At 66.7% G+C, this 16684-nt stretch carries 14 protein-coding genes; 5 read left to right on the forward strand and 9 right to left on the reverse strand.

All coding sequences use genetic code 11. The features are described 5' to 3' along the window. Nucleotides 1–36 precede the first annotated feature (36 nt). The 3 genes from G6N67_RS30575 to G6N67_RS30585 form a co-directional block, all read right to left on the reverse strand. Nucleotides 37–870, reverse strand: a complete 834-nt coding sequence (locus G6N67_RS30575; protein WP_036442291.1) for a class I SAM-dependent methyltransferase — start codon at nt 868–870, stop codon at nt 37–39. Between the two features lie 88 nt (nt 871–958). Then, on the reverse strand, nt 959–2284 hold the full coding sequence (locus tag G6N67_RS30580) for an MFS transporter (protein WP_051579263.1): 1326 nt from the start codon (nt 2282–2284) through the stop codon (nt 959–961). Nucleotides 2285–2307: 23 nt separating this feature from the next. Next, nucleotides 2308–3108, reverse strand: a complete 801-nt coding sequence (locus G6N67_RS30585) for an IclR family transcriptional regulator (RefSeq protein ID WP_036441752.1) — start codon at nt 3106–3108, stop codon at nt 2308–2310. 58 nt (nt 3109–3166) lie between these two features. Here G6N67_RS30585 and G6N67_RS30590 point away from each other — a divergent pair, with 58 nt between their 5' ends. The 3 genes from G6N67_RS30590 to G6N67_RS30600 all read left to right on the forward strand — a co-directional run bounded on the left by G6N67_RS30590 (nt 3167) and on the right by G6N67_RS30600 (nt 5787). Further along, nucleotides 3167–4360 carry a mandelate racemase/muconate lactonizing enzyme family protein gene (locus tag G6N67_RS30590; protein WP_051579264.1) on the forward strand — a complete coding sequence of 398 codons (1194 nt, stop codon included), beginning with the start codon at nt 3167–3169 and terminating at the stop codon, nt 4358–4360. A 3-nt stretch (nt 4361–4363) separates the two neighbouring features. Then, nucleotides 4364–5275, forward strand: a complete 912-nt coding sequence (locus G6N67_RS30595) for a dihydrodipicolinate synthase family protein (protein ID WP_036441755.1) — start codon at nt 4364–4366, stop codon at nt 5273–5275. A gap of 107 nt (nt 5276–5382) precedes the next feature. After that, nucleotides 5383–5787: an SRPBCC family protein gene (locus G6N67_RS30600; protein WP_036441758.1), complete on the forward strand. Its 405-nt coding sequence runs from the start codon at nt 5383–5385 to the stop codon at nt 5785–5787. Here the strand turns inward: G6N67_RS30600 and G6N67_RS30605 are convergent. Both G6N67_RS30605 and G6N67_RS30610 read right to left on the reverse strand, forming a co-directional pair. Then, nucleotides 5781–6011 carry a hypothetical protein gene (locus G6N67_RS30605; protein WP_036441760.1) on the reverse strand — a complete coding sequence of 77 codons (231 nt, stop codon included), beginning with the start codon at nt 6009–6011 and terminating at the stop codon, nt 5781–5783. The genes G6N67_RS30600 and G6N67_RS30605 overlap by 7 nt on opposite strands. Nucleotides 6012–6091: 80 nt before the next feature. After that, on the reverse strand, nt 6092–6532 hold the full coding sequence (locus G6N67_RS30610) for a lipoprotein LpqH (protein ID WP_051579265.1): 441 nt from the start codon (nt 6530–6532) through the stop codon (nt 6092–6094). A 97-nt stretch (nt 6533–6629) separates the two neighbouring features. On the opposite strand from G6N67_RS30610, the gene G6N67_RS30615 reads away from it, so the two are divergent. Together G6N67_RS30615 and ilvA are read left to right on the forward strand one after the other, a co-directional pair. After that, the gene (locus tag G6N67_RS30615; protein ID WP_036441762.1) at nt 6630–7067 is read left to right on the forward strand and encodes a nitroreductase family deazaflavin-dependent oxidoreductase; all 438 of its coding nucleotides are present in this window, start codon (nt 6630–6632) and stop codon (nt 7065–7067) included. Nucleotides 7068–7095: 28 nt separating this feature from the next. Further along, nucleotides 7096–8373: a threonine ammonia-lyase IlvA gene (gene ilvA, locus G6N67_RS30620; RefSeq protein ID WP_036441765.1), complete on the forward strand. Its 1278-nt coding sequence runs from the start codon at nt 7096–7098 to the stop codon at nt 8371–8373. Here ilvA and treZ read toward each other — a convergent pair. Genes treZ through G6N67_RS30640 form a run of 4 tightly spaced genes read right to left on the reverse strand, consistent with a single transcriptional unit; the run spans nt 8361 to nt 16679 of the window. Next, complete coding sequence (treZ, locus tag G6N67_RS30625) at nt 8361–10094, reverse strand: malto-oligosyltrehalose trehalohydrolase (RefSeq protein WP_036441768.1); 1734 nt, start codon at nt 10092–10094, stop codon at nt 8361–8363. The two genes, ilvA and treZ, sit on opposite strands and share 13 nt — an antisense overlap. After that, nucleotides 10087–12354 carry a malto-oligosyltrehalose synthase gene (treY, locus tag G6N67_RS30630; protein WP_036441771.1) on the reverse strand — a complete coding sequence of 756 codons (2268 nt, stop codon included), beginning with the start codon at nt 12352–12354 and terminating at the stop codon, nt 10087–10089. Before treY ends, treZ begins: the two co-directional genes overlap by 8 nt. Before the next feature lie 2 nt (nt 12355–12356). Beyond that, entirely contained in the window at nt 12357–14513 is a 2157-nt protein-coding gene (gene glgX / locus G6N67_RS30635) for a glycogen debranching protein GlgX (protein WP_036441774.1), read from the reverse strand. 3 nt (nt 14514–14516) lie between these two features. After that, entirely contained in the window at nt 14517–16679 is a 2163-nt protein-coding gene (locus G6N67_RS30640) for an acetyltransferase SucT (protein WP_036441777.1), read from the reverse strand. Between the last annotated feature and the right edge of the window lie 5 nt (nt 16680–16684).

Consider the following 16684-nt stretch of genomic DNA (forward strand, 5'->3'; position numbering starts at 1 on the left):
GGCCTGTCGATTACCTGGCAGGTAAGCGAACCCGGATCAGAACGCGTACCGCAGGATCCGCGCCTTGCGCGCGGTGGCCTTGGTCAGCCCGGACAGCCGCGTGGCGACGCGAAGCCAGCCGGGAAAGCGGTCCACTTCGGGTTGATGTGCCAGGCTCGACTCCTCGACCAGCCGCAACCGCGGACTCCACGTCTGAGGATGCCGGGCATCCTTGAAACCGGGGTAACCCCATTGGCTTCCGACGTCCTTGTACATCTTCTGCGGGTAGAACTTGAGCGCTGCCCGGCTGACCCACCCGATCCTGCCGTAGTCGTTGAACGCCACCTCGCCGGAGGTGAAATGGTCGGTGATCCTCCGGAAGATACCTGCGATGACCGGTTCGGTGAGGAAGGCGAACAGGCCGTCGGCCACCACGAAAGTGGGCCGGTCGGAGGGGATGGGGTCGGTCCAGTCGGGATCGACCAGCGAAGCGGCGACCGTATGGGCCTGCGGGAGCGGCGGCAGCACGTGGTCGCGCAACACGCTGATCCCCGGCAGGTCGACGCTGTACCAGTCCACGGTCGCGACGGGAGCCACGCGATGCACGGCGCTGTCGAGCCCCGCACCCAAATCCACGACAACGGCGTCGGGATGACGGGTGACGAATGCCCGGATCCGGTCGTCGAGCATCTTTGCGCGCAGCGCCGTCTGACACACCACGCTCGTCTGGACGCCCAGCCCCGAGAAGTCGTAGTCGAGCCGTGCCACTGTCTCGTCGGCGAGTGTGTCGCCGAGGATCGGGCGCGCCCACCGGCTGTCGAGTGCCCTGGCGTACAGAGTCAGAAAGGCCGTTTCCTCGACCGGTGTCAGGCCCGTCGTCGCAATACCCACACGCCCGACCATACACCTGACCTGCCGCTGAACAGATCGGCGAAAACGTTTACCGCCCTTGCGATCACGGGATTCGGGCGCCGACCGCTCAGGCCGTCACGTCGACTTCGGCTTTCGGGCCGGTGGTCTCCTTGACCCAGACGATCACCGTGGTGAGGGTGATCGCGGCGGCGAACATGAGGTAGAAGGCGGGCGCCGGCGTGTATCCCGATGTCGCCGTGAGCCAGGCGGCGATGTAGGGAGCCGTGCCGCCCAGCAGGCTGACCACGATGTTGTAGGGGATCGCGATCGCACCGGTGCGGATCCGCGACGGGAAGAGCTCGGCCATGCTCGCGTTGACCGCACCGTCATACGCGGCGAGCGGAATGCCCAAGGCGACCATCGCGAGCACCGCGAGCATGGCGTTGCCCAGGGTCATCAGCGCAAGCGCCGGCCAGGCCAGCACGATCAGACCGGCTGCGCCGAGGATCATCACCGGCTTACGGCCGACCTTGTCCGACAACAGCCCCGCCACCGGGATGACCACCGCGACGACCGCCATACAGATCGTCGACGCCGTGAACGCTTCAGCCGCACTGAAATGCAGGGTGCGGCTGAGGTGGCTGACCATATACGTCTGCAGCACCCAGTGCGCCACCCCTTTGAGGACGATCACCCCACCCAGGATCAGCATTGCTCTGCGTCCGGTCCGGAACGTCTCTCTCAGTGGCGATGCGGCGACTTCCCCTGATCGCTCCAACCGGATGAACTCGGGTGTGTCGTCGAGCCTCATGCGCAGATAGAGTCCGGCGATGCCGAGCGGTAGCGCGATCAGAAATGGTATACGCCAAGCGAATTCGGTCAGCTGGTCGTCACCGAAGATCAAGGTGAGGATCAGCGCAAGACCTGCGCCCGCTACGAACGCGACGAATCCGATGCTGGCCCCGAAGCTTGTGTAGAAGCCGCGTCGGTTTCGTGGTGCGTATTCGAAGAGAAGCCCGACGGAACTGGAGGTTTCGCCGCCGGCGGCGAAACCCTGCACGAGGCGCGCCACGACCAACAAGATCGGTGCCAGTGCGCCGATGCTCGCATAGGTGGGTAGCACGCCGATCGCGAACGTCGCCAACGAGGTCACGATGACCGTGATCGCCAGAACGCGGTTGCGGCCGATGCGATCTGCGAGTGGTCCGAAGTAGAGCGCACCGAGCGGTCGGATCGCAAAGCCGACGGCGAAGATCGCGAACGTCGAGAGAATCGCGGACGTCGGGTCGCCCTCGGCGAAGAAGTTGGCGGCAATGACCGACGACAGCGTCCCGTAGATGCCGATGTCGAACCATTCGACGAAGTTGCCGATGGTGCCTGCTACCAGCACTCTCCGGGACGGGGTCGTCGCGGCTCCAGCGGTGCCGGTGCTCAGCGTCGTGGGGCTTGGCATGTGGTGAACTCCATTGTTCGGCGTCACGGACGTGACGGGACTGTCGGGACATGCCCCAGGTAGCCGAGGCCTGTGCTGACCGAGTCGGCCGCTTCGATGACGATTGCGCCGAGGTCGGTCTCACGTTCGGGCAGGCTGATCGCGGACAGGGCGCCCGAGACGGACAGCGCCGCCACGATGCCGCCGGTGTGGTCACGGACCGGGGCGGCGATGCATGCCCGGCCGAGCGCGAGCTCTTCGACCTCGATCGCATATCCTCGTGCCGCGCAACGCTGTAGGTCGTCGTCGAGGGCATCGTGATCGGTGATGGTTCGCGCGGTGTATGACGTCAGCGGACCCGCGCCGAGCAGTTCGATTCGTTCTGCGCGGGGGATCTCGAGTAGCAGACATTTGCCCATCGCCGTCGCGTACAGCGGATTGCGTTGTCCCAGTAGCGAGTACGACTTGTGCGCCAGCGGCCCCTCCACGTTCTGCAGATAAAACAGGGCGTCGCCGCGGCGCACCGCCACATTGGCGCCGAGTCCGAGCTCCCAGGCCAGGCGCTGGGTGATCGCCCGGGACTGCCGGTAGACCGGTTCGTTGTTGAGCGCGACCCCGGCCATCGCGATCACGGCCGGGCCGAGTTCGTAGAGCTGGCTGACCGGATCGCGCCTGACCAGCTCGACCGACTCCAGCGTCGCCAGCAGTCGGGACGCCGTCGAAAGACCGAGGTCCAACGCCGACGCGACGTCCGAGACGCGGAGGGCCGGGCTTCTCCCGGTGAAGAGCCGCAACACGGCTGCCGCTCGTTCGACGCTCTGGTTCCCGCTCTTCTCGACTGCCATATCGCAAATATTGGCAGCGACTTGCAACATATGCAAGCGTCTTGCACATTTGTGGGCGATGGACGAGACAAGATGGGAGTCGCCGGTGCGCATCGCCGACGTGACGACGTATGTGGTGAAGCAACGCGGGGACCGGGCGTACCTCGGCACCCTCGATGACGGGACGGAGCTCACCGCCGATCGCGGCTACGTCGTTCGGCAGCCGTGGCGCAGCCTCTACTCGGGCCGGTTCGAGACGATGCTCGTTGCGATCCGCACCGACGACGGGCACGTTGGATGGGGCGAAGCGCTTGCGCCGGTCGGCCCGGAAATCGCAGCCGCTGTCGTCGAACGGCTCCTTGTAGGGCAGTTGATCGGCGAGGATCCACGACAGGTCCACCCGCTCTGGGAGCGGCTGCGCAATCTGATGCGCGAGCGGGGACATCTGGGAGGGCATCAGGCCGATGCGTTGGCTGCTGTCGACATCGCACTGTGGGATCTGCACGGCAAGGTCACCGGGCTGTCGGTCAGCGAGCTGCTGGGCGGGGCGCATCGCGAGCGGGTGCCGGCCTACGTCTCGGGGTTGCCCGAGCCGACCGACCCGGCCCGGGCTGCCTTGGCGGCTCGGTGGGAGTCGGCCGGAGCCCAGATGGTCAAGCTTGCGTTGGGCAAGGGGATCGCGGCCGACCTCGCGACGTTCGATGCGGTCGCGGCGGCCGCACCCGGCCTCCGCATCGCGGTCGACGCGCACTGGGCCTACCGGGTCGGTGAGGCGGTCACGCTCGGACGCGAACTCGACGCACGGGGCGCGGTGTTCCTGGAGGCACCGCTGGCCCCCGAGGACGTCGACGGCCACCGTGAGCTGGCCGAGCGGACCACGACCCCGGTCGCGGTCGGTGAGGCGATGCGGCATCGATATGAGTTCGCCGACTGGCTCACCCGCCGTGCGCTGCGGCTCGCTCAACCTGACGTCGCGCGTACCGGGATCACCGAGGCTGTTGCGATCGCGCAGCTCGCATCGGCCTTCCATGTCCCGATCGCATTTCACCACTCGGTCGGTCTCGGGATCGCGCTCGCCGCGGGAATCCATGTCAGCGCCGCGACGGTCGACTGCCCCTTCTTCGAATTCCAGCCTGACACAGTGCCCGTCGCGCAGCGGATTCTGCGCACTCCGATCGATGCGGGCCCCACGGGCTTCGCGGTCCCCACCGGTCCCGGCCTTGGTATAGACGTCGACGTCGACGTGATCATCGATCTCGCAAAGGAGAACTGAGCAGTGCATCGCCCCAGCCCCGCCCCGACCGGCCTCGTTCCGATCCTGGCGACCCCGTTCACATCCGACGGCAGGCTTGATCTGCCGTCGCTGCGGTCGCTGGTCGAGTTCCAGATCCGCTGCGGCGTAGACGGTCTCGCAGTCTTCGGCATGGCCAGCGAGGGGTTCGCGCTGACGCGCGCCGAGCGGAGCGTGATCCTGCGAGAAGTTCGCACGATTGTCGGGCCAGACCTGCCGCTGGTAGCCGGGGTCAACGCCACCAGCACCGTCACAGCAGTCGAGCTCGCGGCTGAGGCAGTCGAGAGCGGTGCGGACCACCTGATGGTGCTGCCGCCCTATCTGACGGTGCCGTCGTCGCAACAGATACCGGAATTCTTCGCCGACGTCGCGGCCGAAGCCGGCGCGCCCATCATGGTGCAGGACGCGCCCGGAGTCACCGGGGTGAGCATCGCCGTAGAGCAGATCGTCAAGCTGGCTACGGTGCCGGAAATCGCGTCCGTGAAGGTCGAGGCGCCGCCGACGCCGGTCAAGATCGCTGACGTGGCGGCCGCGGCGCCCGAGGATTTCGCGGTCCTCGGTGGTCAGAATGCGCAGGATCTCATCGAGGAATACGACAACGGCGCGGTCGGCACGATGCCGGCCTGCGAGTTCTCGGACCACCTCCGCGTCATCCTCGACGACCTGGCGGCGGGCCGACGCGCGGATGCGCGAGCCGGGTTCGCTCGGTTGCAGCCGCTGATCCGGTTGGGCGTGCGCCCCGGCCAGGCGTGGGCTGTGCACAAAGAGGTTCTGCTGCGACGTGGCATCATCAACTCGGCGAGGGTGCGGCTGCCGGCCCGGCCGCTCGACAGCGTCACGCGCACAGCACTCGACGAGGTGCTCGCCGAACTGGCCATGTTCCCTCAGAAGCGGTAGCGACAGCTGGCTGAAAATGGTTAGCGCCCTTGCGATCACGGATTCGCTTAGCGCGCGTACGACAGGTGTGGGCGCCCGGCGAGTGGCGGCGGCCTACGGTGGGAACCATGCGTAGCAGACATGTGAGCGTCTGGATCGAGGCGGCGCCCGAGGCCGTGTACGCCTACGCCGCCGATCCGCACCACCTGGTGAACTGGGCTGCGGGACTGGCCGAGGGCGGTTTGCACCTCACTGCGCGCGGCTGGGTCGCGGAGTCGCCGATGGGTGAGGTCACGGTCGAATTCACGCCGCCGAACACGTTGGGCGTGCTCGATCACATGGTGCACCTGCCCTCGGGCGAGGCGGTCTACAACCCGATGCGGGTGCTGCCTGCCGGCGTCGACGCAACGTCGTGCGAGGTGGTCTTCACGGTCCGGCAGCGCCCAGGGGTGACCGAGGAACAGTTCGACGCTGATGTCGCCGCTGTCACTGCGGACCTTGAGACGCTGCGCGAGCTACTCGAAGGTCACTGATCGGAGGACCAGACGCTGCCCAGGCCCAGCCACACGACGGTGGCCGCCGCGGCAGCGGACAGCACGGCGGGTGCGGCACTCATGGTCGCCACGCCGACGACCACGAGAACCAGGGCACCGATCGCCAGGGCGATCAGCTTGTAGGTCGGCCAGGGCACCCCGGCGATGTCGACCTCATGATCGGCCCGGGAGGTGGCGTCGCGAAAGTTCCCGGCGGTGGTCATGTTCTGACGATAGCTCGCAACAAAGATTTCGGCTACCCGAAACACCGGATGAGGCTTGTCACTTTACCGGTCAAGACGGCTCAGCAGCGGGCTTCCATCCGGTACTCGACCTCGGCCGGTTTGGTGGGGCGATCTGCGAACGAGCCGTGCGCCGTACCGCTCACGCGGAACGTGGTGCCCTCGACGCGGGCCTCGGTATCCGGCGCGCCCTCGCCCGAACTGCCCGTGAACCCCGCGAGTTCGCGGATCCGCATGACCTTGGGTGTGACGGTCGCGCCGGTCTGGACGATCGCGGTGAATCCGGGCTCTTTCGGCAGCGTGTCGATGGTCCAGAACCAGTCGAGTTGCCGGCACTCCACCGAATAGGTCGTCGGCATCTCCTCGCCGTTGATGAATACCCGCGCGGTGTGGGAATCGGCCGGCGGAGTGCTGGCCGTCGCGCACGCCGACACCGCCAGCGCGGCGGCCGCAGCCGTTCGGGCCGCCACCCACCGCACACGCTCCTTCGCCAGGTGCCGCATGGGCGTTGTTTTCCCAGTTCCTGGCGGTTTCAACCCTCCGCGTGCCGATTTCCGCGGTTTCCCGTCCGGCCACGCCGAGCGCCCTAGGCTGGTTTGCATGCCACTCACCGGAGATTACGAACCAAGCACATCTGACTGGGCACGCGAGAACGCCGAGACCTACATGGCGTCCGGCGGTACGGCAGGCACCGAGCTCAACGGCAGGCCGGTGATCCTGCTGACCACCATCGGCGCCAAGACCGGCAAGATCCGCAAGACCCCGCTCATGCGCGTCGAGCACAACGGCGAATATGCGGTGGTGGCGTCGCTGGGCGGGGCGCCGAAGAACCCGGTCTGGTACTACAACGTCAAGAAGAATCCGCGCGTCGAACTGCAGGACGGAACCACGTCGGGTGACTACACCGCACGTGAGGTGTTCGGCGAAGAGAAGGCGCAGTGGTGGCAGCGTGCGGTGGCGGCCTTTCCCGACTACGCCGACTACCAGACCAAGACCGATCGCGAGATCCCGGTGTTTGTGCTCACCCCGGTGCAGTGAAACGCCTGGCCGGTGGCACTATTGACCGGTGACTGCCGAACTGAGCCCCCGTACGTCGGCGCCGCTGTGCGCGGCTGACATCGACGAGGCTGCGCGGCGAATTTCGGGCGTGGTCACCCGGAGCCCGCTGCAGATCAGCGATCGGCTGTCGGAGGCCACCGGCGCCACGGTCTACCTCAAACGGGAGGATCTGCAGGCGGTCCGGTCCTACAAGATCCGCGGCGCCTTCAATCTGATGGCCCAGCTGTCCGACGCGGAGATCGCGGCGGGCGTGGTGTGCTCGTCCGCGGGCAACCACGCCCAGGGCTTCGCACTGGCATGCCGGTCGATGGGCATCCACGGCCGAGTGTACGTCCCGGCCAAGACCCCAAAGCAGAAGCGCGACCGAATCCGCTACCACGGCCGTGAGTTCATCGAGTTGATCGCCGTCGGCGCGACCTACGATCAGGCCGCGCAGGCCGCCCTCGACGACGTCGCCCGCACCGGGGCCACGCTGGTACCTCCTTACGACGACCTGCGCACCATGGCGGGTCAGGGCACTATCGCGGCTGAGATGCTCGACCAGCTCGAGGACGAGCCCGATCTCGTGATCGTCCCGGTCGGAGGGGGCGGCTGCATCTCCGGCATCACCACCTACCTGGCCGAGCGCACGTCCAACACCGCGGTGCTCGGTGTGGAACCGGCGGGAGCGGCGTCGATGATCGCGGCGTTGTCGGCGGGCGAGCCCGTGACGTTGGAGCACGTGGACCAGTTCGTCGACGGCGCCGCGGTGGCCCGCGCCGGGGCGTTGCCATACGCCGCGCTCGCGGCGGCAGGCGACATGGTGTCGATCACGACGGTCGACGAGGGCGCGGTCTGCACCGCGATGCTCGATCTGTACCAGAACGAGGGCATCATCGCCGAGCCGGCGGGCGCGCTGTCGGTCGCGGCGTTGTTGGAGGCGGACATCGAGCCGGGTTCCACCGTGGTGTGCCTGATCTCCGGCGGCAACAACGACGTGTCCCGGTACAACGAGGTGCTCGAGCGCTCGCTGGTGCATCTCGGGCTCAAGCACTATTTCCTGGTCGATTTCCCGCAGGAACCCGGAGCCCTGCGCCGGTTCCTCGACGAAGTGCTGGGCCCCGGTGACGACATCACGCTGTTCGAGTACGTCAAGCGCAACAACCGGGAGACCGGTGAAGCGTTGTGCGGCGTGGAGTTGAGCTCGGCGGCCGACCTCGAGGGGCTGTTGGCGCGCATGGAAAACTCCGACATCCACGTCGAACTGCTGGAACCGGGGTCACCGACCTACCGCTATCTGACCTGATCGGTCCGCAGGATCGCGAAGGAGTGCCCGGCAAGGGTCGTCGCACCGGGTTCGATCTGTGGTTCGCCCCAGGCCAGGACCACGTCGCCGCGCACAGGAACTCGGGTGGCCTCCTCGCCGAGGTTGCACGCGATGGAGAAGGCGCCGCGGTGTAGCACGATCCAGCGCCGTGTCTCGTCGAAGTCGATGTGCAGGTCGTCCAGCCACGGGTCGGCGAAGTCCGGTTCGCCTCGTCGCAGCGCGATCAAACCCTGATAGACGCGGTAGAGCCGCGCATGGTCACCGTCGCCCACCTCGTCCCAGTTCAGTTTCGATCGCAGGAAGGTGGCCGGATCCTGCGGATTCGGTATTTCGTCGGCGTCCCAACCGTGTTCGGCGAACTCGGCCTTGCGGCCCTCGGCGGTCGCACGCGCCAGATCCGGTTCCGGGTGCGAGCTGAAGAACTGGAACGGTGAGGACGACCCCCACTCCTCACCCATGAAAAGCATTGCAGTATAGGGAGATCCAAGAGCCAGCGCGGCCTTGACGGCAAGCTGGCCGAAGTCGAGCCGCTGGGAGGGCCGGTCGCCGACAGCGCGGTTGCCGACTTGGTCGTGAGTCAGCGTGTACGCCAGCAGGCGCGTCGCGGGAATGGTCGCGGTGTCCAGCGGCCTGCCGTGCCTGCGGCGCCGGAACGACGAGTACGTCCCGGCATGGAAGTATCCGTGCTTGAGCGTGTTCGCCAGGGTCTCCAGCGAGCCGAAATCGGCGTAATAGCCCTGTCGTTCCCCGGACACCGCGGTGTGGATCGCATGGTGGATGTCGTCGTCCCACTGCGCGGTCAACCCGTACCCGCCCTGATCTCTCGGGGTGATGAGGCGTGGGTCGTTGAGGTCGCTTTCGGCGATCAGCGACAGCGGGCGGCCGAGTTGCTCTGCCAGGGCGTCGGTTTCGGCCGAGAGCTCCTCCAGCAGATGCACCGCGGTGGTGTCGACGAGCGCGTGCACCGCGTCGAGACGCAGCCCGTCGGCATGGAAATCGCGCATCCACCGCAGCGCGCACTCGATGATGTAGGAACGCACCTCGTCGGAATCGGCGTCGGACAGGTTGATCGAGCTGCCCCACGGATTGTGCCCGGCGGACAGGTACGGGCCGAACCGTGGCAGGTAGTTGCCCGAGGGGCCGAGATGGTTGAAGACCGCGTCGATCAGCACGCCGAGCCCGCGCGCGTGGCACGCGTCGATGAGCCGGATCAGTCCGTCCGGGCCGCCGTAGGGCTCGTGCACGGCGTACCAGAGCACACCGTCATAGCCCCAGCCGTGGACCCCGCTGAAGGCGTTGACGGGCATCAGTTCGACCAGGCCCACGCCGAGGTCGACCAGGTGGTCGAGCTTCGAAATGGCCGCGTCGAACGTGCCTTCGGTGGTGAAGGTGCCGACGTGCAGCTCGTAGATGACCTCGCCCGCGATGGATCGACCGGCCCAGCCCGTGTCGGTCCAGGCGTCGGGCTTCGGTTGCCACAGCTGCGAGCGCGCGTGCACACCGTCGGGCTGGCGCGGCGAGCGCGGATCCGGCAGCACCTTCGGGTCGTCGTCGAGGACGAAGCCGTATCGAGCGTCGTCGCGCGCATCGACGTCGGCACGCCACCAGCCGTCGTCCGACGGGGTCATGTCGTACAAGGCGCCGTCCACATCGAGACGGACCCGGTCGGGCTCGGGCGCCCAGACGGCGAATTCAGTCATTGCATCGCTCCAGGAGGGCCACGGGGAGTTCGTCGAACAACGCAGCCGCGGGCACCGTGCGGGGGAACTCCCGCCCGTGCAGGACGTCATGCCAAGATCCGTCGGGAAGCGTCAACGTTGTATCACCCCAACTGGTTTCGGCTAACTTCACGGTCCATCGGCAGGCCGCCACCACCACGTCCGTACCCCGGCAGTAGGACACCACATGCGCGGCGGCCGGCCCGTCGGCGGGCAGTGGACGGTAACCGCCGGACTGGAAGAGATCGGCGTACTTCCTGCGCAGCCGCAGCGCGGCGCTGGTCACCCTGATCTTCGGATCCTGCCGACGCTGCAGCGCATCCCGGCGTGCGGCGTAGTCGACGGGTCGGCGGTTGTCCGGGTCGACAAGGCTGTCTTCGGTCAGTTCGGTGCCCTGATACACATCGGGCACGCCCGGCCCGGTCAGCTGGATGAGCTTCTGGCCCAGGCTGTCCGCGCGTGCATGCTCGTCGAGCCGCGCGGTCAGCCCGGTGAGCCCATCGGCGACCGGGCCGTCGAGCACAGCGTCGAGCCAGCGGTGCACGGAATCCTCGAACGCCTCGTCGGGCGTGTGCCACGAGGTGTGGACCGCGGCTTCGCGGATCGCCTTCTCGGCGTACGCGTGCAACCGGCCGCGCAACTCGTCGGTCACGGCGCCGTCGCGGGGCCACACCCCGAAGATGTTCTGCCACAGGAACAGTCCGGTCGCGCGGTCCGGGGGAGGGCTCGTGACGGTCCACTGCTGCACCAGCTCGGCCCACGTCGTGGCGACCTGCGACAGCACGCCGATCCGGGCGCGCACGTCCTCGCCGCGTTTGGTGTCGTGGGTGGACAGTGTCGTCATGGCGCGCGGCCACAGCCGACCCCGGTTGGCGGTGCGCTGGTGGAACTCGGCGAGGCTGACTCCGAACAGCTCGGGTGCCCCGCCGACCTCGTTGAGCGACACCAGCCGGGCGTCGCGGTAGAACAGGCAGTCCTCGACCGCTTTCGCCGTCGCAGCGCCGCACAACTGGTTGAAGCGCGCCACCGCCTCGCGGTCGGTCGCGAGCGCACTGCTGACGATCGTCAGCGCGGGCACCAATTCGGGTGCTGCGGAGGTTGTTTCAGCGATCGCCACGGGCAGCACCGTGGACAGCGATGGATAGTCGCTGCGGTACACCCCGACTCGGCTGATCAGCGCTGCGACGGCGTCGGGCAGCCGCGGGTCGCTGGTCGCGGTGGCCGCCGACATCACGCGGCCCAGCCTGCTCAATTCGCTGCCCAGCGTCTCGGTGACGGCGATGGTCTTGAGCTGTCGCTCGGTGCCCGGATCGCAGTCCCGGCACAGCCTGTTCAGTTCAGCCTCGCCGTCGGGGTCCACGAACAGTCCGCCGACCTCGCGCAGCGCGTCGTAGCCGGTGGTGCCGTCCACCGGCAGCTCCCGGTCCAAGCCTTCGTCTGCCGCCAGGATCTTCTCTGCCACAATCCATGCCGAGGGCCCGACCAGTTCGCGCAACCACCGCAGATAGCCGGCGGGGTCGGTGAGCCCGTCCGGATGGTCGATCCGGAGCCCGTCGACCAGCCCCTCGTCGAACCAGCGTTTGACCTCGACGTGCGTGGCCTCGAAGACCCTGCGATCCTCCTGGCGCAGCGCGGCCAGCGAGGTGATCGAGAAGAACCGGCGGTATCCGCAGACGCCGTTGCGCCATCCGGTCAACTGGTAGTGCTGGCGGGCGTGCACGTCAGCGCCTGAGCCAGTCCTGGTTCCGGGCGCGATCGGCAGCACCAGATCCCCGAGCCGCAGGACGTCGCCGTCCACCGTCAGTGCCGCGACATCGTCGTCAGAACCCAGGACGGGCAACACGATTCGTCCGTCGGCGACGTCCCAGTCGATGTCGAAGTAGTCGGCGAACTCCGATTGCCGCCCGTTGGTGAGGACATCCCACCACCAGCGGTTCTGCCGCGGATCGTCGACGCCGACGTGGTTGGGCACGATGTCCACGATCAGCCCCATCCCGCGGCTGTGCGCGGCCTCCGACAGCCTGCGCAGGCCGTCGGGGCCACCCAGGCCCGCCGACACCGTGGTGGGATCTGTGACGTCGTACCCGTGCGTGGAGCCTGCGGCCGCGGTCAGGATGGGCGACAGATACACGTGGCTCACGCCGAGATCGTCGAGGTAGTCCAGCAGGTTCACGGCGTCGTCGAACGTGCAGCAGTCCGCGCGCATCTGCAGCCGATACGTCGAAAGCACCGGACGCGTCATGCTCACGCTGTCTTGCGGAGTACGAGCAGCGACCGTGCCTGCAGTGAGATCTTCTCACCTGCGGCCACCACGAGGTCGGAATCGCCGACTGGGTCGGCGGTGTCGAGAGCGGCAGTCCACTCGGTCGCGTAGTCACCGTCCGGTGTCACGAAGTCCTGCGAGTGGTCATTGGCGTTGAAACACAACAGGAACGAATCGTCGACCACTCGCTCGCCGCGGGCATTGGGTGCCTCGATGGCATCGCCGTTGAGGAACACCGCCACGCACGTGCCCAGGCCGGTGCCCCAGTCCTCCGGGGTCATCTCGGTCCCGGACGGGGTCAGCCATGCGATGTCGCGCACCTGGTCGCCGCTGCGGATCGGCTTGCCCTCGAAGAACCTGCGGCGGCGGAAGACCGGGTGACGCTTGCGGAACTCGACCACCTTACGGGTGAACGCCAGCAGATCGGCATTCGTCTCGCACCTGGACCAATCCATCCAGGACAGTTCCGAATCCTGGCAGTACACGTTGTTGTTGCCGAGTTGGGTGCGCCCGATCTCGTCGCCGTGGGCGAGCATCGGAGTGCCCTGCGACAGCATGAGCGTGCCCATGATGTTGCGCATCTGCTTGGCGCGCAGGGCCAGGATGTCCGGATCGTCGGTGGGGCCCTCCACGCCGCAGTTCCACGACCGGTTGTGGCTCTCCCCGTCGCGGTTGTCCTCGCCGTTGGCCTCGTTGTGTTTCTCGTTGTACGACACCAGGTCATGCAGCGTAAACCCGTCGTGGCACGTGACGAAGTTGATGCTCGCGCTCGGGCGCCGGCCCGTCGCCTCGTACAGGTCCGACGAACCGGTGAGCCGGGAGGCGAACTCGCCCAGTGTCGCGGGTTCTCCCCGCCAGTAATCGCGCACAGTATCGCGATACTTCCCATTCCACTCGGTCCACAAACCTGGGAAGTTGCCGACCTGGTAGCCGCCCTCACCCACGTCCCACGGTTCGGCGATCAATTTGACCTGGCTGACCACCGGATCCTGCTGCACCAGGTCGAAGAACGCCGAAAGCCGGTCGACGTCGTAGAACTCGCGGGCGAGCGTCGAGGCCAGGTCGAATCGGAACCCGTCGACGTGCATCTCCAAAACCCAGTACCGCAGCGAATCCATGATCAGTTGCAGCGTGTGCGGATGGCGGGCATTGAGGCTGTTGCCGGTTCCCGTGAAATCCTTGTACAACTCCCGCTGACCGTCCATCAGGCGGTAATAGCCTGCGTTGTCGATTCCGCGGAAGTTGATGGTGGGCCCGAGGTGGTTGCCCTCGGCGGTGTGGTTGTACACCACGTCGAGGATCACCTCGATGCCCGCGTCGTGGAACGCCTTCACCATGGTCTTGAACTCGGCCACCGCGCCGCCGGCATGGCGGTTGGCGGCGTACTGGTAGTGCGGCGCGAAGAAGCCAACAGTGTTGTAGCCCCAGTAGTTTCGCAGCCCGAGGTCCAACAGCCGGTGGTCGTGCATGAACTGGTGTACCGGCATCAGTTCGATCGCGGTGACGTTGAGCGATTTGAGATGCTCGATGATCACCGGGTGGCCCAGGCCTGCGTAGGTACCGCGCAGTTCCTCCGGAATACCGGGATGGGTCTGGGTCATGCCCTTGACGTGGGCCTCGTAGATCACCGTGTCGTGATACGGGGTCTTGGGCGCTCGGTCGGACCCCCATTGGAAGAACGGGTTGATCACGACGCTGGTCATGGTGTGGCCCAGTGAGTCCACCCGCGGGGGAGTGCCGGTCCCCGGAGGCTCGGCGGTCAGGTCGTAGGAGAACAACGCCTGGGTGAAGTCGAAGTCGCCGTGGAACGACTTGCCGTAGGGATCCAGCAGCAACTTGCTGGGGTCGCAGCGATGCCCGGCGGCGGGATCCCACGGGCCGTACACACGGAAGCCGTAGCGCTGTCCCGGCGTAACGGTCGGAAGGTAGGCGTGCCACACGTAGCCGTCGACCTCGTCGAGGTTGATCCGCTCCTCGGAGCCGTTCTTGGCCACCAGACACAACTCGACGCGTTCGGCGACCTCGGAGAACAGCGAAAAGTTGGTTCCCGCGCCGTCGTAGGTCGAACCGAGCGGATACGGCTCACCGGGCCAGACCGTGGGCGCGGGCTTGCGGGGCGGTACGTCGGGCGAGGACATCGCTCACCACCACCCGGTGGCTGCCGCCATCTGTCGTCCGAGCTCGTTGGTCATGGTGCGCATGTACGTCGTCGAGATGTGGTGAGAATCGTGGTACATCAACACATTTCCCTCCACCACACGGCAATAGTCCTTACGGCACACCGCATCACTCATGTCGAGCGGTTTCAGCAGCGGGAACCGGGCGACGAAATCCAGTGTTGGGTTGTGGTCGGAGAGTACCTTGGACCGGTCGATACCGCACGAGATCGCGTCGCCGCCGTTGGCCAGGCAGTCGGCCGGGAAATAGGGCTTGCCGTTGCGCACCAGCCACGGCGTGTCCCGCATCGCGAGAATCGGAATGTTGTTCTTCGACAACGTTTCCCAGATACCGACGTACGTCCCTGGCATGACGTCACCGGGCTTGATGTTCCACGGTCGGGTCGACGTGGTGAACACGTATGCGGGGTGATCGGCGATCAGCCTGTCCATCACCTCTTCGTTCCACTTGTGGCACTTCGGGTATGGCCGGTTGTCACCCATCACCAGCGGAACCTCTTCGGTGGTCAGCGGGCAACCCATCTTGAGGTAGGTGACCACCTTGAAGTTGTGCAACCGTCCCAGCAGATCGAGCGCGGTGATCCAATGCTCGGCATGTGAGCCGCCGGCCAGCGCAATGGTGCGGGTCGCGTTCTGGTCACCATAGGTGCAGTTGATGACGTCGACGTTGTCGAAGTCGCTGATGCAGCCGTCGGTTGTGGATGCGGGCAGGTCGTTCTTCGCCTCAAGGACGGTCGGCCGCATCGGCAGCTTGGGCACTCGCACGTGGTTGAGCAGGGCGCGGGCGCCGGGGTAGTCCCGCGCCGACAAACCCGACAGTTCCTTGCCGTTGGCGCGTTGCACCGTGACGTGCTCACGCCAGGTGAACGACGTGGCCGTGAGCGCGACCCCGAGCAGCGCCACCACGGAACCGAGCACGATCGTGGGCCTGCGCAGCCGCGCGCGCAGGGGCACGACAGGGGCCGGCGCCGAGACCTTCTGTGCACGCAGCGGTTCCTCGATGTAGCGCGTCGTCAACCAGGCCAGCACCCCGGACACCAGCAGGATGATCGCGCCCTCGAGGAAGTTCGCGCGCGTGTGACCCGAGTACGACAGCCAGAAGATCAGCAGCGGCCAGTGCCAGAGGTACAGCGAGTACGCCATCGCGCCGAGGGACACGAACGGTGCGGTCGCGAGCATCCGGTTGGGGGCGGGCAGGCGCTGGGCTGTCGCCGGATCCCCCATGCGGTTGGCCGCCGACAGGATGAACAGCATGGTGGCGCCGACCGGGACCAGCGTCCAGGGGCCCGGGAATTCCTTGACCCCGTCGATCAACGCGCCGCACGACAAGATGGCCGCCAGGGACACGATCGAGACAACGGTGCGCAACCACATCGGCCACCGGACGAATGGGACCAGTGCCCCGACAAGCGCACCGAGCAGCAACTCCCAGGCCCGCGCGAAGCTGTTGTAGTACGCGGTTGCCTGATCGGTGTTGTGGGCGATGATCGCGTACACGAACGACGCGATGGTCAGTGCGCTGAGCAGGACGATGAACGCGGTCCGCAGATGCCTGCCGAACAGCTTGCGGCACAGGAAGGCGAACCCGAAGATCAGCGCGAGGAACGCGATGTAGAACTGTCCCTGAACGGACATCGACCAGATGTGCTGAAGCGGGCTGACCGCTTCACCGGCGCGAAGGTAGTCAGCGGCGGTGTTGGCCAACTCCCAGTTCTGGTAGTAGCCGAGGCTTGCCAGACTCTGATCAGCAAACGCTTCCCAGCGGGTCTCCGGCTGGATGAGGATGGTCAGCACCGCGGCGGCCGCCAACACGACGACCAGAGCGGGCAGCAGCCGGCGGATCAGCCGCACGACCTCTCCGACGGGCCACAGCGAAGCCCCCGGTGTCAGGGCGGTGCGCAACAGTTTGCCACCGAAGAAAAACCCCGACAGTGCCAGGAAAACGTCGACACCACCGGAAACCCGGCCGAACCAGATGTGGAAGACAGCGACGAGCGCGATCGCGATACCGCGGAGCCCGTCCAGATCATGACGGTAAAAACCCGACGTACGAGTCCCCATTGCGGCGGGGGCGGCGGGCGATTCCTCGCTCATGGGCGCCGACCGGGAGGGGGCAAGGGTCATCATGATCG

It is taken from the genome of Mycolicibacterium mageritense (genome assembly GCF_010727475.1).
GTDB classification, from domain to species: domain Bacteria; phylum Actinomycetota; class Actinomycetes; order Mycobacteriales; family Mycobacteriaceae; genus Mycobacterium; species Mycobacterium mageritense.

Bases quoted from the DNA above. Each gene is read 5' to 3' on its own strand.
- G6N67_RS30580 (WP_051579263.1), bottom strand. From the start codon at position 2,284: ATGCCAAGCCCCACGACGCTGAGCACCGGCACCGCTGGAGCCGCGACG.
- G6N67_RS30585 (WP_036441752.1), bottom strand. From the start codon at position 3,108: ATGGCAGTCGAGAAGAGCGGGAACCAGAGCGTCGAACGAGCGGCAGCC.
- G6N67_RS30590 (WP_051579264.1), top strand. From the start codon at position 3,167: ATGGACGAGACAAGATGGGAGTCGCCGGTGCGCATCGCCGACGTGACG.
- G6N67_RS30600 (WP_036441758.1), top strand. From the start codon at position 5,383: ATGCGTAGCAGACATGTGAGCGTCTGGATCGAGGCGGCGCCCGAGGCC.
- G6N67_RS30605 (WP_036441760.1), bottom strand. From the start codon at position 6,011: ATGACCACCGCCGGGAACTTTCGCGACGCCACCTCCCGGGCCGATCAT.
- G6N67_RS30610 (WP_051579265.1), bottom strand. From the start codon at position 6,532: ATGCGGCACCTGGCGAAGGAGCGTGTGCGGTGGGTGGCGGCCCGAACG.
- G6N67_RS30615 (WP_036441762.1), top strand. From the start codon at position 6,630: ATGCCACTCACCGGAGATTACGAACCAAGCACATCTGACTGGGCACGC.
- treZ (WP_036441768.1), bottom strand. From the start codon at position 10,094: ATGACTGAATTCGCCGTCTGGGCGCCCGAGCCCGACCGGGTCCGTCTC.
- treY (WP_036441771.1), bottom strand. From the start codon at position 12,354: ATGACGCGTCCGGTGCTTTCGACGTATCGGCTGCAGATGCGCGCGGAC.
- glgX (WP_036441774.1), bottom strand. From the start codon at position 14,513: ATGTCCTCGCCCGACGTACCGCCCCGCAAGCCCGCGCCCACGGTCTGG.
- G6N67_RS30640 (WP_036441777.1), bottom strand. From the start codon at position 16,679: ATGATGACCCTTGCCCCCTCCCGGTCGGCGCCCATGAGCGAGGAATCG.